The sequence below is a fragment of the Limosilactobacillus reuteri subsp. porcinus genome (assembly GCF_036621895.1).
GTDB lineage: Bacteria > Bacillota > Bacilli > Lactobacillales > Lactobacillaceae > Limosilactobacillus > Limosilactobacillus reuteri_J.
The window spans coordinates 1-23,913 of the sequence record NZ_LN887387.1; the positions used below are offsets into that span (position 1 = coordinate 1).

Below are 23,913 nucleotides of genomic sequence, written 5' to 3' on the forward strand. Positions count from 1 at the left end.
TTGACGGGTGGTTATGATTTTGGCTAAAATTGAATTGTTATGATAAAACTATGTAACAATTTACTGTGGATTGACAAATCGAAATTTGCCTCTGGTATAATAAAGGCTATAATTAATTGGCAGACGTGAATTTTTAAGAAGTGTCTGTAATTAATCTTAAGTACATGATAAAAAATGGAGGAACAATTAGTGTTTTCCAAAAGTAAACATGATAAAGTAAATCAGCAACTTGATATGGAACGTATTCCTAACCATATTGCAATTATTATGGACGGTAATGGTAGGTGGGCGCAGAAACGGCACCTTCCACGGGTTGCTGGTCATAAGCAAGGAATGCAAACAGTAAAAAAGATTACAATTGCTGCCAGTGAATTAGGGGTAAAAGTCTTATCATTATATGCTTTTTCAACCGAAAATTGGAAACGTCCTTCTTCAGAGGTAAGTTATTTAATGCAGTTGCCTGTCCGCTTCTTCTCAACATTTGTTCCAGATCTTGTCAAATATAATGTTAAGGTGACAGTGATGGGAGATATTACGCAACTGCCTGAAGCTACGCAAAAAGCTGTTAAAGATGCAATGGCTGATACAGCCCATTGTACGGGGATGATTCTCAATTTTGCTTTGAATTATGGGAGTCGAGATGAGATCACTCAAGCTGCTAAAGAGATTGCAGAAGACGTTCAAAATGGGAACTTGGCACTTGCGGATATTGATGAAGCTTCGTTTGGTAAGTACTTGATGTCAGCACAACTGGGTCAATTTGCGGATCCTGACCTGCTAATTAGAACAAGTGGCGAAGAGCGGATTAGTAACTTTATGCTGTGGCAAATTGCTTATAGTGAATTGGAGTTTGTTCCAGAACACTGGCCAGACTTTGATGAAGATTCATTACGGTCAGCAATAATTGCCTATCAAGGACGTCATCGGCGGTTCGGTGGACTAAAAAATCAATAAATAATAAGGGGATTTTGTTTTGAAAACAAGAATAACGACCGCGGTAATTGCACTTGCAATCTTTATACCGCTTATTATATATGGTCATTGGCCATTAACAATTGCAGCCGTTGCCTTAGGAATGGTTGCAATGTCAGAAGTATTGGTAATGAAAAAAATGTTTGTAATTTCGTTTGAAGCTTTGATCAGTTATCTGGGGGTTGCATTATTAATACTGCCGGATAGTTGGCTTGACTTCTTGCCTAGTGTTGCAACTCGATGGTTCGGATTCTATATTTTAGTTGTTTTACTTCTATTACATACGGTTATTCGAAAACAACGCTTTACTTTCGATGATGCTGGGGTTTTAACATTAGCAATGCTCTATATTGGAATGGGATTTCGCTATTTTATTGCTGCTCGTGCAATCAATTTTCAAACGCTATTATATGGAATGTTAATCGTTTGGATTACAGATAGTGGAGCATATTTAATTGGCCGAAAAATTGGTAAAAATAAACTCGCTCCTAAGATTAGTCCTAATAAAACTTGGGAAGGTTCAATTGGTGGTACATTAGCTGCTGTTATTATTTTGGCTATTTATTGCTACTTTATCCCTGTTGGTGCAGGTTGGGTAACAATGATATTCGTTACTTTGATTCTTTCAATCTTCGGTCAATTTGGTGACTTAATCGAATCATCATTAAAACGCTACTATGGTGTAAAGGATTCAGGAAAAATTCTTCCAGGCCATGGCGGAATTTTAGATCGATTTGATAGTATGCTAATTGTTATGCCAATGCTTCATTTATTAGGGATCATTTAATCAAACGTAAGGAAGAGATTTTTTGATAATAACAATTATTACATTTATTATTGTTTTTGGAATCCTTGTCCTTGTTCATGAATATGGTCATTATTATTTTGCTAAACGAGCAGGAATTCTGGTTCGTGAATTTTCAATAGGAATGGGTCCAAAAATTTGGTGGAAACGAAAAAATGGTACTACCTATACTATTCGAATTTTGCCCCTCGGTGGTTATGTTCGTTTAGCTGGTGCTGATGATGAGGACCAAGATGAGTTAAAGCCAGGTACCCCTCTAACGATTCAACTAAATGATCAAGATAAAGTTATTAGTATTAATGCTAGTGATAAAACAACCTTATTTCAGGGGATCCCCCTTCAATTAGTTGCTTGTGATTTAGAAGATGGCTTATGGATAAAAGGATATGTCAATGGGGACGAAGATCAGCTGAAGGTATATAGTGTTGACCATGATGCAATGATTATTGAACGAGACGGAACCGAGGTACAGATTGCTCCACGTGATGTGCAATTTCGTTCAGTAAGTCTGCCTGCACGGATGATGACTAATTTTGCTGGTCCAATGAATAATTTCATTTTGTCCTTAGTAGTATTTATCATTCTTGGTTTTACCTTAACGGGCGTACCAACTAATAGCAATCAGTTAGGGCAAGTGAATGCCGGTTCCGTAGCTGCCAAAGCGGGCTTAAAAGCAAATGATCGGATTGTTAAGGTTAACAGCCAAAAAATAAATAATTGGACTGACCTTTCAACTAATATTTCAAATAAGCCTAACAAGACAGTATCAGTAACGTATGAGCGTGGTAATAAGACATATCATACTAAGCTAACACCAAAAGCAGTTGAGCGAGGGCATCAGAAAGTTGGCCAAATTGGAATTGTTGAAAAGCAAGAGAGAAATTTAGCTGCTCGATTAAAGTTTGGTTGGCAACAATTTATCCAAGCGGGAACATTAATCTTTAGTGTTCTTGGTCATATGGTTACCCATGGATTTAGCTTAAATGACCTTGGTGGACCGGTAGCAATTTATGCTGGGACATCACAAGCCACCTCATTGGGAATCAATGGAGTTTTAAATTTCTTAGCCCTCTTATCAATTAATTTAGGAATTGTTAACTTATTACCAATTCCAGCATTAGATGGTGGGAAATTATTATTGAATATTGTTGAAGCGATCATTCGGCGACCAATTCCTGAAAAAGCTGAGGGAATTATCACAATGATTGGTTTTCTAATCTTACTAACACTTATGGTTCTAGTAACATGGAACGATATTCAAAGATATTTTATTCGGTAATTAAAAACAAAGGAGTATAGTTTTAATGAAACAGTCAAAGGTATTAATTCCAACAAAAAAAGAGGCCCCAAGTGATGCAGAAGCCTTAAGTCATAAGATGATGATTCGTGCCGGCTACATTTACCAAGTATCTGCAGGGGTATGGTCATATTTACCATTAGCTTACCGGGTTATTCGAAAAGTAGAAAATATTATTCGTGATGAAATGGATAAGGCCGGAGCGGTTGAAATGCTTATGCCGGGACTTCTTCCAGCTGATTTGTGGAAGGAATCTGGTCGTTACGAAAGCTATGGTGATAATCTTTTTAAACTTAAAGATCGTCGTGACCGTGACTTTATTTTGGGCCCAACTCATGAAGAAACCTTTACTGAAGTATTGCGTGATAGTATTAAGTCGTACAAGAAGCTGCCATTAGTAGTTTATCAATTACAAGATAAGTTTCGTGATGAAGATCGTCCTCGTTATGGAATTCTTCGTGGAAAAGAATTTGAAATGCTTGATGGTTATTCCTTCTCAGCAGATCAAGAAGGATTAGACGAAGCCTACAATAATCAAGCAAAGGCTTACCGGAACATTTTTGATCGGATTGGCTTAAACTATAAAGTTATTCTCGCTGATTCGGGAACAATGGGTGGTAAGAACTCACAAGAATTCTCTGCACCAGCTGAAGTAGGGGAAGACATAATCGCTTATACTGATGGAGATTACGCTGCCAATATTGAGAAAGCTGAAAGTAAATTTACTGGTGTACAACAAACAGCTGCTCCTGCACCAATTGAGAAAAAAGCTACTCCGGGTGCTCATACGGTAGATGAAGCTGCAGAAAGTTTAGATCTTGATCCTAATCAAGTTATCAAATCAATGCTTTACATTGCTAAAATGAGTGAAGATGAATACCAACCGGTCTTAGTATTAATGCGTGGCGACGATGAAGTTAATGAAGCAAAGGTAACGAATGCTCTTGATTGTGAAGAACTTGAATTAGCTACAGAAGAAGATGCCGAAAAGTACCTTAATGCTCATCCTGGATCATTAGGACCTGTAGGAGTAGGCGAAGAAGTAAAAATTCTTGCTGATAATTATGTTAAGGTTTTAGTTAACATGGCATGTGGTGCTAATGAAGATGGTTACCATTATATTAATGCTAATATTGACCGTGACTTCCGCGTTGATCAATTTGGTGACTTCCGGAATGTTAAAGAAGGCGAGATTGCTCCTGATGGTAAACCACTTAAATTTACTCCCGGAATTGAAATTGGTCATATCTTTAAGTTAGGTACTCATTACTCAAGCAAGCTTGGTGCCCAAGTTCTTGATAGCAATGGTCGTTTGACAGACGTAATCATGGGAAGTTACGGTATTGGTGTAACCCGTCTATTGTCAGCTGTTGCAGAACAAAATGCTGATGAAAATGGTCTTGTCTGGCCTAATAGTATTGCTCCATTTGATGTTCATGTAATTCCAGTTAATGCGAAGAAAGAAGATCAAATGGCAATGGCTGATAAGATCGATCAACAATTAACTGAAGCTGGTTATGAGGTATTAGTAGATGACCGAAAAGAACGAGCAGGGGTTAAATTTGCTGATTCAGACTTGATTGGTATTCCAATTCGGGTTACTGTTGGTAAGAAAGCTCAAGATGGTATTGTTGAAATTAAGATCCGTAAAACTGGTGAAACTGTTAAAGTTAAACAGGAAGAGCTAGTAAATACGGTGGGAATTTTACTAAAGCAATTGAACGAAGAAAAAAACAAATAATTTAAACTAATGTGGCTGCGATGTTAAGATAAATAACGTTACTCGCACCACATTTTTAAGTAGGAGGATTAGAACGTGGGATTAAGTCGCCAAGAATTATTTGGAAAACTATTAGAACAAATTCACTTTCCGGAAAAAGACAATTCTGCATTCAGAAATGCCGCAGTTCAATCAGTTGTTGTTCATAAAAAGTCTCGGCACTGGGAATTTCACTTAATCTTTAATAAAGCTTTACCGTATGATCTATTTACGCAGTTCAACCAGAGCTTACAGCTAGGGTTCAAAGATATTGCTAAAGTTAGTTTGAAGATTAGTACTCCCATGACAGAACTTGATGAATCACAGATAGCTAATTATTGGCAGTTCATCATTAATAAGGCAATTAGTGATACACCAATGCTCCAACAAGCTTGCTTACAAACGGCTCCCGAGGTTAAGGAGGGTCGTGTAACGCTAGTTGTTGAAAATGAGGTAATTAAAGACTTACTAGCACAGAAAGCATTAGATAAGATTGAAAAATCATACCAAGAGCTAGGCTTTCCTAAATTTAGGATTCACCCATTTGTTGACCAGTCAGCCTCGCAAGCAAAAATTGAAGAATTAAAGGCTAAACACGAGAAAGCCGATGCTGCGCTTGCTGCCAAGGCGGCTGCCCGGATCAAGAAAAATGAGGCTGCAAAGAAGACAGCAAAGAAAAGTGCACCAGTTGCTCCTGCTGATGGCCCAGTTCAACTTGGCCGGATAATTGATAGTAAGCAGAATGTTATTCAAATGAAAGACATTGAGGGTGAAGAGCGGTCCGTGGTTGTTGAAGGATATGTATTTAATGCAGAAATTCGCGAACTACGCTCAGGTCGTCAATTATTAACCTTTGAAATTACGGACTGCACTTCTTCTTTTGCTGTCAAGAAATTCTCACGCAACAGTGATGAAGAAGCACAATTTGCCAATATCAAAGCAGGAATGTGGTTGAAAGTTCGCGGGCCTGTACAAGAAGATACTTGGATGCGAGACTTGGTAATCACGGCTTATGATGTTAATGAAGTAACTCATACGGCGCGTCAAGATAAAGCTCCTAAAGATGATAAACGAGTTGAACTTCATACGCATACAACAATGAGTCAGATGGATGCCACTAATTCGATTACTGAGCTTGCAACTCGTGCTCATAAGTGGGGACATCCAGCAATTGCGGTAACCGATCATGGGAATGTCCAGGCTTTTCCAGAAGCATTTAGCGTGGCCCAAAAAACGGGCATTAAAATGCTATATGGAATGGAAGCTAATGTTGTTGATGATGGAATTCCATTGGTATACAACGAGAATCATGAAGAACTCGCTCATCAGACCTATGTCATTTTTGACGTGGAAACGACAGGGTTATCGGCAATTTACGATAAGGTAATTGAATTGTCTGCAGTTAAAATGCAAGATGGAAATGTCTTAGAACGTTTTGATGAATTCATCGATCCTGGTTTCCCGTTATCAGAACAAACAACTAATTTAACTAGTATCACCACTGAAATGGTTCAGGGTTCAAAAACTGAAGAAGAAGTTTTTCAGATGTTTAAGGACTTTTGTAAGGGCTGTATCATTGCTGGTCATAACGTTGCATTTGATATGGGTTTTATGAATACTGGCTATGAACGTCATCAAATGGGAAAAATCGCGGAACCAGTAATCGATACATTACCACTGGCGCGATTCTTATATCCTGATATGCGAGGATACCGATTAAACACGCTTAGTAAAAAGTTTAAGGTAGCATTGGAACATCACCACCGTGCTAACTATGATTCGGAAGCTACAGGACACTTGCTTTATAAGTTCTTGAAAGATGCTGAAGCCCGTTATGATGTGAAGTATGTGGATGATTTAAATAAGCATATGGAAGAAAATAATGCTTACCGTCATGCGCGGCCTTTTCATGTAACGATTTTTGCGCAGACCCAGGCTGGTTTGAAAAACTTATTTAAGTTAGTATCGCTATCAAACGTTGAATATTTTTACCGAGTACCGCGAATCCCGCGAACAGTGCTGACGAAATATCGTGAAGGACTGCTTTTGGGAACTGCTTGTTCATCGGGAGAAGTATTTACCGCGATGATGGAGAAAGGTTACGATCAAGCACTAGAAAAGGCGCGCTACTATGATTTTATTGAAGTTCAGCCCAAGCCAAACTATGCACCGTTACTTGAACAACATGTGATTGCAGATGAAGACCACCTCGAAGATATCCTCAAAAATATGGTCAAACTAGGGGATGAGTTGGAAAAAACAGTGGTTGCCACTGGAGATGTCCATTACCTTGATCCACATGATGGAATTTACCGTAAGATCCTGATTAATTCGCAAGGTGGCGCAAACCCGTTAAATCGAACTGAGCGTCCAGAAGTGCACTTTAGGACCACTGATGAAATGTTAAATGAATTTGCTTTTCTCGGTGAAGAAAAAGCCCACGAATTAGTTGTAGAGAATAGTAATAAGATTGCAGCTGAGATTGATGACAATATTCGGCCAGTAAAAGATAAACTTTATCCACCGCATATGAAGGGGGCCGAACAGGAAATCCAAGATCGGACATGGAATACTGCGCGAAAATGGTATGGTGATCCTTTGCCACAACTAGTTCAGGACCGGATTGAATTAGAGTTGAACAGTATTGTTAAGAACGGATTCTCTGTTCACTATTTAATTGCCCAACGACTAGTAGCTAAGTCCAATAAAGACGGATACTTAGTAGGTTCGCGGGGATCTGTTGGTTCAAGTGTGGTTGCAACGCTTTCGGGAATTACAGAAGTTAACCCGTTGCCACCGCATTACCGTTGTCCAAATTGTCAATTTACCCACTTCTATACGCAAGGGGAATATAGTTCAGGTTTCGATTTGCCAGATAAAAAATGTCCAAAGTGTGGCACTCTAATGGTAAAAGACGGTCATGATATTCCATTCCAAACTTTCCTTGGGTTTAAGGGTAATAAGGTACCAGATATTGATTTAAACTTCTCTGGTGACTACCAGCCAATTGCTCATAACTATATGAAAGTCTTATTCGGTGAAAAAAATGTATTCCGTGCCGGGACAATTGGTACGGTTGCTGATAAGACGGCATATGGATATGTGAAGGCTTACGAACGAGATACAGAAAAGGAATTTAGAAAGGCAGAGGAGGATCGCTTAGCAAAAGGAGCTACTGGTGTTAAGCGAACTACTGGTCAGCACCCAGCGGGAATTATTATTGTTCCTGATGATATGGATATTTATGACTTTACACCTGTACAGTATCCTGCTGATGATCAAACAGCTGCCTGGGAAACAACTCACTTTGATTTCCACTCGATTCACGATAATATTCTTAAAATGGATATTTTGGGACATGATGATCCAACGATGATTCGTGCCTTGCAAGATTTATCAGGAATTGATCCTCAATCGATTCCAATGGATGATCCAGGGGTGATGGCCTTATTCTCTAGTCCTAAGGTATTAGGGGTAACTGAAGAACAAATTCAAAGTAAAACTGGTACACTAGGATTGCCGGAATTCGGGACGCGATTTGTCCGGGGGATGCTGGAGGATACTCATCCGAAAAATTACTCGCAATTATTACAAATTTCTGGTCTTTCACATGGGACTGGTGTGTGGCTAGATAATGCCCAGGAACTAATCAAACAGGGAATTGCCACTATCGCTAATGTTATTGGTTGTCGTGATAACATCATGACCGACTTAATCCACTATGGAATGGACTCAGAAATTTCTTTCCAAATTATGGAACACGTACGGAAGGGGCGCGGGATTCCAGACGAGTGGCAAGAAAAGATGCATGAAGCTAATGTTCCACAATGGTATATGGACTCATGTTTGAAGATTAAGTATATGTTCCCGCGGGCGCACGCGGCTGCTTATGTCTTGATGGCTCTACGAATTGCTTACTTTAAGGTTTATTTCCCGTTAGTTTATTATTGTGCATTCTTCTCTGTGCGAGCAGATGACTTTGATGTAGTAGCGATGTCTCATGGTAAAGATGCGGTTAAGCAACGGATGAAAGAAATCAATGATAAGGGAAATGATGCCAGTGCAAAAGAGAAGAATCTCTTAACAATTCTTGAACTAGCTAATGAGATGCTGGAACGGGGCTTTAAATTTAAGATGGTTGATATTGAAAAATCAGATGCCTCCGATTGGTTGATTGATGGTGATTCATTAATTGCACCATTCCGAGCAGTTCCTGGATTAGGGCTAAACGTTGCTAAGCAAATTGTTGCCGCACGTGAAGAACGTCCATTCCTTTCTAAAGAAGATTTGGCAGAGCGTGGAAAGGTTTCGCAGACACTTATTGACTTTTTGACAGATAATCATGTATTAGATAAGCTGCCTGACGAAAATCAACTTAGCTTGTTTTAAGGAATAGTAATGAAAACATGCTTCATTGCTTGCCAGTGGCTGTGTTACATGCTACAATAGATTATGGTAAATAACTCGTGGGAGTGAGCAGAGATGCTCGCTCTTTTTATTGCAAATAATGGAGGTGACACGTTTGAGCAGTGTTGTAGAAACTGTAACAGATCTTGTAACGCCGATTTTACAGGACCATGATTTTTACTTATATGATTTAGAGTTTGTAAAAGAAGGTAAAAGCTGGTACCTCCGCGTTTATATTGATAAAGACGGTGGGATTACGCTAGAAGATTGCGCACTTGTCAGTGATGAATTAAGTGAAGCATTAGATAATGTTGAACCTGATCCAATTCCACAGGCTTACTTTTTAGAAGTTTCCTCACCAGGTGCTGAACGCCCACTGAAGAAAGAGGAAGATTATCAACGAGCAATTGACCATTACATTCACATTTCTCTTTACCAACAGATTAATGGTCAAAAGGTTTATGAGGGTACGTTAACGCAATTGTCTGATAAAGAAATTACGTTGGATTATTTAGATAAGACTCGTCATCGTCAAATTACGATTGATCGTCAGAAAATTGCCCAGGCCCGATTAGCGATTAAATTCTAGTATTAAAGGAGTGTCGAAAGGTGAGTAAGCCAAAAGTTAACACTGAGATGATTGGCGCCCTTGATTATCTTGAAAAAGAAAAGGGTATCAAGAAAGAGATTGTTATTGAAGCGTTAGAACAAGCACTTGAATCAGCATACAAGCAAAATTACGGTGATAAGAATGTTGAAGTAGAATTCAATTCATTGACTGGTAATATTAAAGTCTACGCTGTAAAAACAATTACTGATGATGAAGAAGCAGTCGAAGCAGACAGCAACGAATTTATGAGTTTAGCTGATGCACGGAAGCTTCCTCATGGTCAAGGTTATGATATTGGTGATGAAATTCGCGAAGAAGTTACCCCTCGTGATTTTGGTCGGATTGCTGCCCAAACTGCTAAACAAGTGGTAATGCAGCGTCTCCATGAAGAAGAACGGAAAATCATTTACGACAAGTATAAGACTTATGAAAATGAGATTATCACTGGTGAAGTTTCACGAGAAGATAAGCGTTTCACATATGTTGATTTAGGAGATGGTGTAGAAGGTGCCATGGGCTTTAGAGATAAGATGCCTAATGAGCACTACCACGTCCATGATCGGATTCAAGTATACGTAACGAAAGTAAATGACGATCGTCGGGGACCACAAATTTTTGTTAGCCGGACTGCTCCAGAACTTTTAAAGCGATTATTTGAACGAGAAGTGCCTGAAATCAAGGATGGGACTGTCTTAATCGAAAATATTGCTCGTGAAGCAGGTGATCGTGCTAAGGTTGCAGTATACTCAAACGATCCTAATGTTGATCCAGTTGGGACTTGCGTTGGTCCACGAGGTTCTCGTGTCCAAGCAATCGTTAATGAACTTGATGGCGAGAATATGGATATTGTGGAGTATGTTAAGGAGCCCGCTAAGTTTATCGCTAATGCATTGAACCCAGCAGAAGTACTGGATGTAATCTTTAACGAAGAGAAGGCAGCAAGCGAAACTGAGGATAGCGAAGGTGAAGAAACGACTGAAGGACAAACAGAACGTTCATGCACTGTCGTTGTCCCAGATAGCCAATTATCCTTAGCCATCGGTAAGCGAGGACAAAATGCTCGTCTTGCTGCTCGTTTGACTAAGTACAAGATTGATATCAAGTCTGAATCTGAAATGGCTGAAAATGACCAAGAATCTGAAGAAGTAGCTGATTTAGAAGAAAATGTTGACAATAACGAAGAATAACTAGAAATTAAGCAGCGGGGTGAAAATAATGAAAAAGAGAAAAATACCGATGCGTAAAGACATTGTTACCGGTGAAATGATGCCTAAACGGCAATTGATTCGGGTAGTTAAGAATAAGGAAAATGAAGTCTCCTTAGACCCAACTGGTAAAAAGCCTGGTCGTGGAGCATATGTTGCAGTAGATGTGGATATTGCAAAGCGCGCCAAGAAAGAAAAAACTTTTGAAAAAGCTTTTCATGTTCAACTTGATGAATCATTTTATGATGAATTAATCAAGTATGCAGACCACCTACAGGCACGACAAGAGTTATTTGGTAATGATCAAAAATAAAGAACAGGTCTTAAACCTCCTTGGAATCGCTCGGCGCGCCCGGCAACTTCAAAGTGGGGAAGAGATTGTCTTAAAAAATATTCAAACTAAGAAGGCAAAGTTTGTGTTCCTAGCTCCAGATGCTGGAAAGGCTAGTGCAAAAAAGATTACTGATAAATGTAAGTTTTATGGCATTCCTTTTTCAACAGATTTTACTAGAGAACAGCTTAGCCAGGCAACAGGGCAAGCACGAACAGTTTTTTGTGTAATGCAATCAGGTTTTGCAAGAAAGTTTGAGGAGCTACTAACTATGAGATAAGGAGTGTGAGCATATGGCCAAAGAACGAATTTATGAATTAGCTAAGGAATTAAAAATGCCTAGCAAAGACTTAGTTAATATGGCCAATCGGCAAGGAATGGGAGTTAAAAGTCACATGTCTTCTGTTACCCCAGATCAAGCGCAACAATTACGTCAACTTGCAAAGGGTGGACAAAAAACAACTAATAATCAACACCAACCAGTAAAGAAAAATGATGGTCACAATAAGCAAAATAACCATCAAGCACAAAATCATAATCAACACCATGATCATGATAAAACTCAAAATGAGCGTCCACAAAAGAAAAACAATAACCGGTCAAACAATGGAACAAAAGAAAACAATCAACATCAAAACAACGGTGGTCGGTTTGGCGGCAGCTTGAATAACGATCAAGGCCGTAATGGCAAACGCTTTAATAAGAAAAATAAGAAGAACAAGAAACACAATAAGAACAAGCGGTTACGTGAGGTAGCTCATAAGCAACCAACACAACGAAAAGATAAGCCGCTTCCAGAAGTATTAGAATATACTGATGGGATGAATGCCCAAGACTTAGGAAAGATCTTACACCGTTCACCAGCAGAAATCGTTAAAAAGTTATTTATGCTTGGTGTAATGATCAACCAAAATCAGTCACTTGATAAGGATACAATTGAATTATTAGCAACTGATTACGGTATTGAGGCTAAGGAAAAAGTTCAAGTTGACGTTTCAGACATTGATAAGATGTTTGAAGATGAACAAAATAATACTGAACACCAAGTAACGCGGCCAGCTGTTGTTACCGTTATGGGACACGTTGACCATGGTAAGACAACCTTGCTTGATAAGTTGCGTCACTCTCATGTTACTGAACATGAAGCGGGGGGAATTACCCAGGAAATTGGTGCTTACCAAGTTCACTATAATGATCAATTAATTACGTTCCTTGATACCCCAGGACACGCTGCCTTTACTGAAATGCGTGCACGAGGAGCTAATATTACTGATATCACGGTCCTTGTTGTTGCAGCTGATGATGGAGTTATGCCACAGACCGTTGAAGCTATTCACCACGCGCAAGCTGCCCAAACACCAATTATTGTTGCAGTTAACAAGATTGATAAGCCAGGTGCAAATCCAGATCGTGTAACTGAAGAATTAGCAAAGTATAACTTGATTCCTGAAGACTGGGGTGGAGATACGATTTTTGTTAAGATTTCTGCCAAATTTGGTAAGAATCTTGATGAATTGCTTGATATGATTCTACTCCAAGCTGAAATGCTGGAATTGAAGGCTAATCCAGATCAAAATGCGGCTGGATCAGTTGTTGAAGCTCGTCTTGATCAAGGTCGGGGATCAGTTGCTACTGTTTTAGTCCAACAAGGTACTCTTCATGTCGGGGATCCAATTGTTGTTGGTAACACATTTGGTCGTGTGCGGACAATGACAAATGAAAATGGTCGTCGGATTAAAGAAGCCACCCCATCTACTCCTGTTGAGATTACTGGGCTAAATGAAGTGCCAGAAGCTGGGGACCGGTTTGTTGTCTTTGATGATGAAAAGACTGCCCGTGCAGCAGGTGAAGAACGGGCTAAACGTGCCATGGATAAGGAACGTCAAAAGACTTCTCACGTTACATTAGACAACCTTTTTGCTACTATGAAGAAGGGTCAAATGAAGACCTTACCAATTATCATTAAAGCCGATGTTCAAGGATCGGTTGAAGCTTTAAGTCAAAGTCTTCAAAAGATTAAAGTTGACGGTGTTCGTGTTGATATTATTCACCAAGCCGTTGGTGCCATTAATCAAAGTGATGTTACCTTAGCTGAAGCATCTAATGCGGTTATCATTGGTTTTAATGTTCGCCCAACTGCCGTAGCTAAGACATTGGCTGACTCTAATAGTATTGATATCCGTCTTCACCGTGTCATTTACGATGCAATTGAAGAAGTTGAAGATGCGATGAAGGGGATGCTTGAACCGGTATACAAGGAAGAAACAATTGGTCAAGTAGAAGTTCGTCAAATCTATAAGGCATCAAAAGTTGGTACAATTGCCGGGGGAATGGTTACTTCTGGTAAGATTACCCGTGATGCAAAGGTTCGTTTAGTTCGTGATGGTGTTGTTATTTACGAAGGTGAATTAGGTAGTCTTAAGCGCTTCAAAGATGATGTCAAAGAAGTTAAGCAAGGTTACGAATGTGGGTTGACAATTGAAAACTACAATGACATTAAAGAAATGGATGTTATTGAAGCCTACAAGATGAAAGAAGTTCCAGTTAAGTAAAAGCTGAGGAGAGATAAAGATGCCAAGTAAACAATATCGAGTAGATCGTTTAGCTCAAGAAATTCAAAAAGATGTTGATGAAATCTTGTTAAAACGTGTTCGTGATCCACGTGTACAAAACGTTACAATTACAGGTGTGGATGTTACTGGTGATCTCCAGCAAGCAACCATCTATTACAGTATCTTGTCAGATCTTGCTTCTGATGCGGAGAAGGCACAGGCTGGATTAGATAAGGCAACTGGGTTAATTCGCAGTGAATTAGGCGCACGTCTTAATATTTTTAAGACTCCAGAAATCAAATTTGTAAGAGACCCATCAGTTGCTTACGGTAGTCGAATTGATCAACTCATTAACGACTTACACAAAAAAGAAAAATAATTAGCAAAAAGGGAGCGAGACAGAAGTTACTTGTGACTTCGTTTTTCGACGCGAAGCAAGCCTCTGGGAGCCCCTCGCAAGCAACAATCGGCCTCCAACGTTCGTTTTTTTACCGAGCGATGGAGGCCATTGTTGTACTGCACTATTTGTCTTTTGTGAAAGTAACTTGACTTATATCACAGCCCCTTGGAGGAATAACGATGGATGGAATAATACCCTTATATAAAGAACGTGGGATGACTAGTTTTGCATGTGTTAGTCGACTACGACAAATTTTAAAAACTAAAAAGATTGGTCATTCAGGAACACTTGATCCAGGTGTAGCGGGTGTTTTACCAATTTGTGTTGGAAATGCTACCAAAGTTGTTGATTATTTGATGCAATCAGGAAAACAATATCAAGGCGAGCTTTTAATTGGTTTTGCGACTACTACGCAAGACCTTGATGGAGAAAAAATTGAGGAAAAAGAAGTTACAAATGAAATTCCGACTAGTGAAATCCTATCAGCCATGAATTCATTAACGGGGACAATAATACAAATCCCACCGATGTATTCGGCTGTAAAGGTAAATGGAAAAAAACTTTATGAATATGCAAGAGCTGGTGAAACTGTTGAACGGCCCAAACGACAAGTGACTATTAGCAAATTTGAATTACTAAGCTCAAAGTATGATGAGGAAAATAAACAACAACGAATCCGTTTTAATGTTGAATGTAGTAAGGGTACTTATATTCGGACGCTTGTTGTTGACCTTGCACGTAAACTAGGGTATCCAGGAGTAATGAGTTTGTTAACGCGGTTGAAGAGTGGAGGCTTTACTCTTGATCAGACTCTAAGTTTAGACGACGTTCGCGATGCTGTTGCGACCCAAACTCTCCAGCAATATTTGTATCCTTTAGATTATGCTTTGAAGGACTATCTGCAATTAACGATTCAAGAGGCTCAATGGAAAAAGGTTCAAAATGGAGGATGGCTTTCTCCAAGTGAACTTAATACTAGTGAGAAGGAAATTGTGTTATCATTTGATGGACAAGTAAAAGCACTATATCATTTTGATCCAAAAAATAAAATGTATAAGCCAACTAAAATGTTTGCAGTTAATTGAGGAGTGTAGGAGTTGCAAGTTATTAAAATTCACCATCCTTTGGAAAAAAGACTAATTCCTGCGGGGCCAATTGTACTTGCAATGGGTTTCTTTGATGGTGTTCATCGGGGACATCAGGCAGTAATCAAACGTGCCCGTGAAATTGCCCGTGAAAAAGGATTGCCATTAGTAGTTTTGACGTATGATCATGCTCCAGGAATTGTTTATCGTCAATATAAGGGCGGCTTTAAATATCTATCAACGGTCGATAGGAAGCTTGAGTTATTAAATGACCTTGATGTCGATCGGGTTTATTTAATAAGCTTTACCTCGTCTTTTGCAAGTCTTTCTCCTCAGCAATTTGTTGATGAGTATTTGGTAGGTTTTCATGCTCAAACGGTCGTAGCAGGTTTTGATCATACTTATGGAAAAGAAGATATTGCATCAATGAAGTTGCTTCCTAAGTATGCAGCGGGACGGTTTCAAGTTGTAACTGTGCCCAAAATTACTGAGGATGGAAGTCAAGAAAAGGTCGGTTCGCGAGAAATTCGGAAATTAATTGATGCTGGTAATGTAGAAGCAGCCAACCAAGCACTAGGGTATCCTTATCAAACAACTGGCTTAGTAGTTCATGGCTTAGCTCGTGGACGAATACTTGGTTTTCCTACAATCAATGTTGAGCATCCAGAAGAGGAGCGAATTCCTGGGATTGGGGTCTATGCTGTCAAAGTTAAGCTCGGTAAGAAGTGGTATGACGGCATGGCAAGTGTTGGCCATAACATAACATTTGGCGATGCTAATCAATTAACGGTTGAGATTAATCTATTTGATTTTCAACAAATGGTGTATGGTGAAGAAGTAGTTGTGCGCTGGTATCAGTACCTTCGTGGCGAAGAAAAGTTCACGGGAGCGGATGCATTAGTAGCACAGATGAAGCAAGATGAACAAAACGCCCGTCGTATTTTAGAAAAATATAAATAAAAGAGGTTTAGATTGATCTTTCGTGGCAATTTCGCCACCAAGATTCATCAAACCTCTTTTTTAATGCCGACTTCCCCGATGACTGGTAGTCTGGTTAATTTTATGAATATTTCGTTCAAATTTGAATCCGCCATCAGTCACTAATTTGAAATGCCGCATTTTCCCGTTAAAAGGCTGGCCGTTTAAGCGTACTGTTGTCCAGTTACGCATAATTTCGGTCATGGAAGCAAGTGCCTTAAGTTGATTAGGATTGTTCTCCTTAATTGCTTCGTCTTTAATATCTGACTGCAAGCGATAGATTAGGTTGTTATGGTATTCTAATAGTTCATTCGTTAGGGGCGCATTGCGGTATTTATTAAATAACTTCTGAATTAATAACATTGCTTCTTGAGTATTCTGAGGTTGAATATAGCGATGTTCTTTATGTTTCATGGATAAAGCTCCTTTTAAAAATTATTTGACGTTTCTTGACTTTTAGGGGAGTAATTGGTATATTATACAGTGTGTTTAGCACTTGACCCTAATGAGTGCTAAAAGGGGAAGTGATATACGATGCTAACACAACGACAGAAAAAGATTCTGCAAGCGATTGTACGTCAATACACATCAACTGGTCAACCGGTTGGATCAAAACATTTAGCAGAAAAGTTGCCTTTTAAGGTCAGTTCAGCAACTGTCCGTAATGAGATGGCGGTTTTAGAGGACAATGATTTGATCTTAAAAGAGCACTCTTCATCAGGCCGGATTCCATCAAAACGAGGTTACCGTTATTATGTTGATAATTTGCTTGATCCACAAGCAGTTACTGATAATGACCTGGTAGTAATTCAAAACTCACTTGGAACCGGTTTTCAAAAGATTGACGAGATTATTTCACATTCAGCAGATATCTTATCAAACTTAACTTCATATACTGCTTTTACATTAAAGCCTGAGCAAGAAAGTGTTCGTTTGAGTGGCTTTCGAGTTGTGCCGCTAGGAAATCATAAGGTTATTGCGATCTTGGTTACCGATAGCGGTGAGGTTGAAAATCAGTCATTCACTTTGCCGCCGGACATTGACACAGATGCATTGCAGGCAGTAATTAGAATGATTAATGATCAATTAGTTGGTTTGCCGCTATCAGAAGTAGTAAAACGACTAAAAGATGATATTCCACTTCAGGTTCTGCATTATATGCATAGTCCCGATGGCTTCCTTGATATTTTTGATAATGTCTTATCTCAAGCAGCACGTGAGCGTTTTTTCGTTGGTGGTCGATTGAACTTACTGGATTTTGCAAGTACTCATGATCCCCATGCAATCCAATCACTGTATGGCTTGTTAGATAAGAACGACAACTTATCGAATATCTTGGATTCGACACTTACCTCAGATAATGGAGTTAATGTTAAAATCGGTCAAGAAATCTCTAAGAATAAGCTTCTTGATGATTATAGCTTGATTACTGCAAGTTATAATGTTGAACAATATGGACGAGGAATTATTGCAGTTCTTGGTCCAACAAGGATGCCTTATTCACGGACGATTGGAATTGTAAATGCCTTTCGCCAAGAATTAGCAAAACGGCTATTAGATTTCTACCGTCACTATTATGATTCATAGGAGGCGAGTTAATTGGCCAAGGAAAAACAAGAAGAACAACAAAAACAAACTGCGCCTGAAAATGAAAAGGCACCTAAAAAAGATATAAAAAAAGAGGCTTCAGATAAGAAGGATGATCAAACTGTTAAATTAAAAGAAGAGATCGCTGACTTAAAGAAGCAGCTCGCTGATAAAGATGACAAATATTTACGAGCAGAAGCAGAAATTCAAAATATGACTAATCGTTTTAATAAAGAACGGGCTCAAATCCTTAAATATGATGGTCAGGATTTAGCAAAGTCAATTTTACCAGTGCTTGATAACCTTAAACGGGCTTTAGCAATTGAAGTTGTAGACGATAATGGCAAGCAACTTAAAAAGGGCATTCAAATGGTCCATGATCACCTTGTAAAGGCATTAAATGATCATGGCATCACTGAAATCAAAGCTGATGGTGAAACATTTGATCCTACTCTTCACCAGGCAGTTCAAACTGTTCCGGTCGAAGAAGGTCAGAAGCCTGAAACTGTTGTTAATGTTCTTCAAGCAGGATATCAACTCAAAGACCGGGTATTACGCCCAGCAATGGTTGTTGTAGCCCAATAAATTTGTGAGAGAAGGAAATAAATTATGGCAAGTAATAAGATTATTGGTATTGATTTAGGTACTACTAACTCTGCGGTTGCTGTTATGGAAGGTAATGAACCTAAGATTATCACCAACCCAGAAGGAAGTCGGACAACACCATCTGTTGTTTCATTTAAGAATGGTGAAACTCAAGTTGGAGAAGTAGCAAAGCGTCAAGCGATTACTAATCCTAACACTATTTCATCAATCAAGAGTCACATGGGTGAAGCAGGATACACTGTTGAAGTTGATGGTAAGAAATATACTCCACAAGAAATTTCAGCAATGATTTTGCAATACCTTAAGAAATATGCTGAAGACTACATTGGTGATACTGTTACTCAAGCAGTTATTACTGTTCCTGCATACTTCAATGATGCTCAACGTCAAGCTACTAAGGATGCCGGTAAAATTGCGGGCCTTGATGTAAAGCGGATTATTAACGAACCTACTGCTTCATCCCTAGCATACGGTCTTGACAAGAAGGACAAAGATGAAAAGATCCTTGTTTATGACCTTGGTGGTGGTACATTCGATGTTTCCATCCTTGAATTAGGTGACGGTGTCTTCCAAGTTCTTTCTACTAATGGTGATACTCATTTAGGTGGGGATGACTTTGACCAAAAGATCATGGATTGGTTAATTGATGGCTTTAAGGAAGAACATGGTGTTGATCTTTCTCAAGATAAGATGGCTCTTCAACGTTTGAAGGATGCTGCTGAAAAGGCTAAGAAGGACTTGTCAGGTGTTCAAGAGGCACAAATCAGCTTACCATTTATTTCAGCTGGTGAAAACGGTCCATTACACTTGGAAAAGACATTAAGCCGGGCACAATTTAACCAATTAACTAATGACTTAGTTGAACGGACAAAGCAACCAGTATTGAATGCTTTGAAAGATGCTGATCTTACTTTTGATGACATTGATGAAGTTATCTTAAACGGTGGATCTACTCGTATTCCTGCTGTTCAAGAAATGGTTAAGGAATTAACTGGTAAGGAACCTAACCACTCAATTAATCCTGACGAAGCCGTTGCTCTTGGTGCAGCTATTCAAGGTGGGGTTCTTACTGGTGATGTTAAGGATGTCGTATTACTTGATGTTACTCCACTTTCACTTGGTATTGAAACCATGGGTGGTGTCTTCACTAAGTTGATTGACCGTAACACAACTATTCCTACTTCAAAGAGTCAAATCTTCTCCACTGCTGCTGATAACCAACCAGCTGTTGATATTCACGTTCTTCAAGGTGAACGTCCAATGGCAGCAGATAACAAGACTTTAGGTAACTTCCAACTAACTGATATTCCTGCTGCTCCTCGTGGTGTTCCTCAAATCAAAGTTACATTTGATATCGATAAGAACGGTATTGTTAATGTTTCTGCTGAAGATCAAGGAACTCACAAGAAGCAAAACATCACTATCAAGTCTAACTCAGGCTTAAGTGATGAAGAAATTGAACGGATGAAGAAGGATGCTGAAGAGCATGCTGAAGCCGACAAGAAGAAGAAGGAAGAAGTTGACTTAAAGAATGAAGTTGACCAAGAACTCTTCCAAGTTGATAAGACTTTGAAGGAAGTTAAGGGTAAAGTTCCTGAAGATGATATCAAGAAGGCTGAAAGTGCTCGTGACGAATTAAAGAAGGCTAAGGAAAGCGGCAACCTTGATGAAATGAAAGCTAAGAAGGATGCTTTAAACAAAGTTATTCAAGACCTTAGCGTAAAGCTTTACCAACAAGCTCAAGGTGCACAAGGTGGCGCTGCTAATGGTCAGCCTGGTGATAACCAACAAAATGGTAATAACAACGGTAATGATGACAATACTGTTGATGGTGATTTTAAGGACGTTACACCAGACGACAAGAAATAGCCTGCGGTAAACAGTCTTAAAATGTTAGTGTAAAAGCCAAAGGCCAGAAAAAAGGACTTTGGCTTTTACTTTCGTTTGCTGGCTGTGGTATAACTAAACAAGCAATAAAGTAATGAGGTATTTATTATATGGCAGAACAAGATTATTATGACATTTTAGGTGTCTCTAAGGATGCATCCGAAAAAGACATCAAGCGTGCATATCGTCGGCTTGCGGCAAAATACCACCCAGATGTTAACCACGAGCCTGGTGCAGAAGAAAAGTTTAAGAAGATTAATGAAGCATATGAGACATTAAGTGATAGTCAAAAACGTGCTCAATATGATCAATTTGGTTCAGCTGGCCCACAAGGTGCTGGCGGTCAAGGCTTTGGCGGCTTTGGTGGTGGTCAAGCTTATTCTAACTTTGGCGGCGGCTTTGACGACATCTTTAGTCAATTCTTTGGTGGCGGTGGTCGTACTCGTCGGGACCCAACAGCCCCGCGTCAAGGACGTGATTTACAATATGCAATGACTCTTGATTTTATGGATGCGGTTTTTGGTAAAACAACTACTATCAAGTATAACCGTGATGCAGAATGTAAGACTTGTCATGGAACCGGAGCAAAGCCTGGTAAATCGCCAATAACTTGTCCGCGGTGTCATGGTGCCGGCGTGATTACGAGTGTTCGTCAAACACCACTAGGCAATATGCAAACTCAAACCACTTGTCCAGAATGTAATGGAACTGGAAAGATTATTAAGCCAGAAGATCGTTGTGATGCTTGCCATGGTGCAGGACATGTTCACGAACGTCATGAGCTAGAAGTGAAGGTGCCTGCCGGTGTTGATGATGGTCAACAAATGCGGCTCCAACACCAAGGAGACGCTGGTGAGAATGGTGGCCCAGCCGGAGATTTGTATATTGTCTTCCGGGTAACACCAAGTCGTGAATTCCGTCGTGACGGTTCAACGATTTACGTTGATCGTGATATTTCGTTTGCTCAAGCAGCCTTGGGAGACGAAGTAAAAATTAAAACGGTTCATGGTGATGTCAACCTTAAAATTCCTGCCGGAACCCAATCAGAAACTAATTTCCGCTTGCGTGGCAAAGGGGTTCCACATCTTAACGGTAATGGTAACGGGGATGAACACGTTACTGTCCATGTTAAGACACCTAAGAGCCTTAACAAGCGTCAGCGTGAAGCAATGTTAGCTTTTGCGGCTGCTAGTGGTGAAGATGTTAAGGGTGTGAAGAAGACAGTTCTTGATAAGTTACGTGATGCCTTTGAGGATAAGTAAATAATTTTTATGAAGCAGGAAAAGCTTAATATTTTTCCTGCTTTTTGTATATCTAGTAGAAGGTTTCCCATTCTAAACGAGGATTTGGTATACTAGATAAAGAATATTCGTTGAAAGTGAGTCTTTTTAAATGAACCTAGAAGAAATGAAAGAGCGGCAAAAACACATTCGGAATTTCTCGATTGTTGCCCACATTGACCATGGAAAATCCACGCTTGCTGATCGTATTTTAGAAATGACTGATTCAATCAGCAAACGTGAAATGAAAAACCAGATTCTTGATGATATGCCTCTAGAACGTGAACGGGGCATTACAATCAAATTAAATGCCGTCGCCTTGACATATCATGCTAAAGACGGTGAAGATTACATTTTCCATTTAATCGATACACCAGGCCACGTTGATTTTTCTTATGAAGTATCACGGTCTCTTGCTGCCTGTGAAGGTGCCGTCTTAGTGGTCGATGCAACGCAAGGGGTAGAAGCACAGACCCTTGCTAACGTCTTTTTAGCGCTTGACAATGACCTTGAGATCTTACCTGTTGTCAATAAGATCGATTTACCTTCTGCTGATCCTGAGGGTACTAAGAAACAGATTGAAGACGAGATTGGTTTAGATACTGATGAGGCAGTTGATATTAGTGCTAAGACTGGAATGGGCGTTGATGAAGTTCTTGAAAAAATCGTTAAGGATGTCCCAGCACCAACAGGAGATTTAACTGCGCCGTTAAAAGCCCTTATCTTTGATTCAAAGTATGATGATTATCGGGGCGTGGTTCTTAGTGTCCGGGTTGTTGAAGGAACGGTTAAAAAAGGTGACCGAATTAAGTTAATGAACGGTGGTACCGAATATGAAGTTGCTGAAGTAGGAATTAACTCTCCTAAACCATTGGCACGTGATGTATTGATGGCTGGGGATGTAGGTTATATTACCGCGGCAATTAAAGACATTAAAGATACTCGGGTCGGTGATACGGTTACAAGTGCAGATAATCCTACAGATAAGCCGTTAGAAGGATATCGGCAAATGACGCCAATGGTATATGCTGGACTTTATCCAACTGATAATGCTAAATTTAATGATTTACGTGATGCGTTGGAAAAGCTTCAACTTAATGATGCAGCATTAACCTTTGAACCGGAATCATCGCAAGCATTGGGATTTGGATTCCGTTGTGGTTTCTTAGGATTACTTCACATGGACGTTATTCAAGAACGACTTGAACGTGAATTTAATCTTGATTTAATCACAACTGCACCATCTGTTACTTACCATGTTGAATTAGCGGATGGGACAACAAAAGAAGTGGAAAATCCAGCTGAAATGCCAGACGCTTCTTCCATTAAAGTGATTAAGGAACCATATGTCCGCGCTTCAATCATGGTACCCAATGATTATGTTGGCCCAGTAATGGAGCTTTGCCAACGGAAACGGGGAGACTTTGATACGATGGAATATCTAAGTGATACCCGGGTAAACGTTATTTATCATATTCCGCTGTCAGAAATTATTTTTGACTTCTTTGACAAGTTAAAGAGTTCTACACGGGGATACGCTTCCTTAGATTATGAAATTGATGGTTACCGGCCAAGTAATTTGGTTAAGATTGACATCTTGCTCAATGGCGATAAGGTGGATGCATTGAGCTTTATTGCTCACCGTGACTTTGCGGCAGAACGTGGTCGGGAAATTACTGCTAAGTTAAAGAAGATTATTCCACGGCAAAACTTTGAAATCCCAATTCAAGCTGCAATCGGCTCAAAAATTATTGCCCGGACCAATATTAAAGCCTACCGAAAAGACGTTACTGCCCGTATTCATACAGGGGATCCAGACCGGCGTGCTAAATTATTAGATAAGCAGAAACGTGGGAAGAAACGGATGAAAGCTGTCGGAAAAGTTGATATTCCTCAGGCCGCCTTTATGGCCGTTTTGAAGACCGATGAGCAATTGGATGAGAAGTAAACGTTGATGTAAAGGTATTTATTGGCTTTGTATAAAACAAAAAATATACAAAACTAGTAATTTTTACCACGTGAGCTTAAAATGTGGTAAAAATTAAGGATCAGTATTCCCTAAGAAATAGAGGTACTGATCCTTTTTTGTTACGATAAATTTTGAAATACTTGGTCAAAAAGATTAGCTGTTTGTAAGCAGTCAATAACAGTA

General features: G+C 39.5%; 19 protein-coding genes. 18 read left to right on the plus strand and 1 reads right to left on the minus strand.

Annotated features, from left to right (window positions below; all coding sequences use genetic code 11):
• The first annotated feature begins 174 nt into the window (after positions 1-174).
• From AACL61_RS04350 to ribF, 13 genes are all read left to right on the plus strand, one after another.
• Positions 175-954 (plus strand): undecaprenyl pyrophosphate synthase, encoded by a 780-nt coding sequence (locus AACL61_RS04350; protein ID WP_339111025.1) that lies wholly within the window; start codon positions 175-177, stop codon positions 952-954.
• Positions 955-973: 19 nt separating this feature from the next.
• Positions 974-1,759 carry a phosphatidate cytidylyltransferase gene (locus AACL61_RS04355; RefSeq protein WP_003671145.1) on the plus strand — a complete coding sequence of 262 codons (786 nt, stop codon included), beginning with the start codon at positions 974-976 and terminating at the stop codon, positions 1,757-1,759.
• Between the two features lie 22 nt (positions 1,760-1,781).
• Positions 1,782-3,056, plus strand: coding sequence for an RIP metalloprotease RseP (rseP, locus tag AACL61_RS04360; RefSeq protein WP_102816391.1), 1,275 nt, complete (start codon positions 1,782-1,784; stop codon positions 3,054-3,056).
• Positions 3,057-3,081: 25 nt separating this feature from the next.
• Entirely contained in the window at positions 3,082-4,815 is a 1,734-nt protein-coding gene (locus tag AACL61_RS04365; protein ID WP_102816390.1) for a proline--tRNA ligase, read from the plus strand.
• Between the two features lie 75 nt (positions 4,816-4,890).
• Positions 4,891-9,222 (plus strand): PolC-type DNA polymerase III, encoded by a 4,332-nt coding sequence (locus AACL61_RS04370; RefSeq protein WP_339111026.1) that lies wholly within the window; start codon positions 4,891-4,893, stop codon positions 9,220-9,222.
• A 133-nt stretch (positions 9,223-9,355) separates the two neighbouring features.
• A complete protein-coding gene (rimP, locus tag AACL61_RS04375) occupies positions 9,356-9,829 on the plus strand; it encodes a ribosome maturation factor RimP (RefSeq protein WP_003674323.1) in 474 nt (157 codons plus the stop codon).
• A 20-nt stretch (positions 9,830-9,849) separates the two neighbouring features.
• Complete coding sequence (gene nusA, locus AACL61_RS04380) at positions 9,850-11,037, plus strand: transcription termination factor NusA (protein WP_102816388.1); 1,188 nt, start codon at positions 9,850-9,852, stop codon at positions 11,035-11,037.
• 28 nt (positions 11,038-11,065) lie between these two features.
• Positions 11,066-11,368, plus strand: coding sequence for an RNase P modulator RnpM (rnpM, locus tag AACL61_RS04385; protein WP_003668183.1), 303 nt, complete (start codon positions 11,066-11,068; stop codon positions 11,366-11,368).
• Positions 11,355-11,666, plus strand: a complete 312-nt coding sequence (locus AACL61_RS04390) for a L7Ae/L30e/S12e/Gadd45 family ribosomal protein (protein WP_339111027.1) — start codon at positions 11,355-11,357, stop codon at positions 11,664-11,666. Before rnpM ends, AACL61_RS04390 begins: the two co-directional genes overlap by 14 nt.
• 13 nt (positions 11,667-11,679) lie before the next feature.
• Positions 11,680-13,938 carry a translation initiation factor IF-2 gene (gene infB / locus AACL61_RS04395; RefSeq protein ID WP_102816387.1) on the plus strand — a complete coding sequence of 753 codons (2,259 nt, stop codon included), beginning with the start codon at positions 11,680-11,682 and terminating at the stop codon, positions 13,936-13,938.
• 19 nt (positions 13,939-13,957) lie between these two features.
• Positions 13,958-14,317 carry a 30S ribosome-binding factor RbfA gene (gene rbfA, locus AACL61_RS04400; protein WP_003665800.1) on the plus strand — a complete coding sequence of 120 codons (360 nt, stop codon included), beginning with the start codon at positions 13,958-13,960 and terminating at the stop codon, positions 14,315-14,317.
• Positions 14,318-14,517: 200 nt separating this feature from the next.
• Complete coding sequence (gene truB, locus AACL61_RS04405) at positions 14,518-15,423, plus strand: tRNA pseudouridine(55) synthase TruB (RefSeq protein ID WP_102816386.1); 906 nt, start codon at positions 14,518-14,520, stop codon at positions 15,421-15,423.
• A 12-nt stretch (positions 15,424-15,435) separates the two neighbouring features.
• Positions 15,436-16,383 (plus strand): riboflavin biosynthesis protein RibF, encoded by a 948-nt coding sequence (gene ribF / locus AACL61_RS04410; protein ID WP_102816385.1) that lies wholly within the window; start codon positions 15,436-15,438, stop codon positions 16,381-16,383.
• A 60-nt stretch (positions 16,384-16,443) separates the two neighbouring features.
• On the opposite strand, the gene AACL61_RS04415 is transcribed toward ribF, so the two are convergent.
• Positions 16,444-16,815, minus strand: coding sequence for a hypothetical protein (locus tag AACL61_RS04415; RefSeq protein WP_003668175.1), 372 nt, complete (start codon positions 16,813-16,815; stop codon positions 16,444-16,446).
• A 120-nt stretch (positions 16,816-16,935) separates the two neighbouring features.
• Between AACL61_RS04415 and hrcA the strand changes: the two genes are divergently transcribed.
• From hrcA to lepA, 5 genes are all read left to right on the plus strand, one after another.
• Positions 16,936-17,988: a heat-inducible transcriptional repressor HrcA gene (gene hrcA / locus AACL61_RS04420; RefSeq protein ID WP_102816384.1), complete on the plus strand. Its 1,053-nt coding sequence runs from the start codon at positions 16,936-16,938 to the stop codon at positions 17,986-17,988.
• Between the two features lie 12 nt (positions 17,989-18,000).
• Positions 18,001-18,573 carry a nucleotide exchange factor GrpE gene (grpE, locus tag AACL61_RS04425; RefSeq protein ID WP_102816383.1) on the plus strand — a complete coding sequence of 191 codons (573 nt, stop codon included), beginning with the start codon at positions 18,001-18,003 and terminating at the stop codon, positions 18,571-18,573.
• 24 nt (positions 18,574-18,597) lie between these two features.
• The gene (dnaK, locus tag AACL61_RS04430; protein WP_003671118.1) at positions 18,598-20,463 is read left to right on the plus strand and encodes a molecular chaperone DnaK; all 1,866 of its coding nucleotides are present in this window, start codon (positions 18,598-18,600) and stop codon (positions 20,461-20,463) included.
• Positions 20,464-20,591: 128 nt separating this feature from the next.
• Complete coding sequence (dnaJ, locus tag AACL61_RS04435) at positions 20,592-21,743, plus strand: molecular chaperone DnaJ (protein ID WP_003671117.1); 1,152 nt, start codon at positions 20,592-20,594, stop codon at positions 21,741-21,743.
• Between the two features lie 130 nt (positions 21,744-21,873).
• A complete protein-coding gene (gene lepA / locus AACL61_RS04440) occupies positions 21,874-23,709 on the plus strand; it encodes a translation elongation factor 4 (RefSeq protein WP_339111028.1) in 1,836 nt (611 codons plus the stop codon).
• The last annotated feature ends 204 nt before the right edge of the window (positions 23,710-23,913 follow it).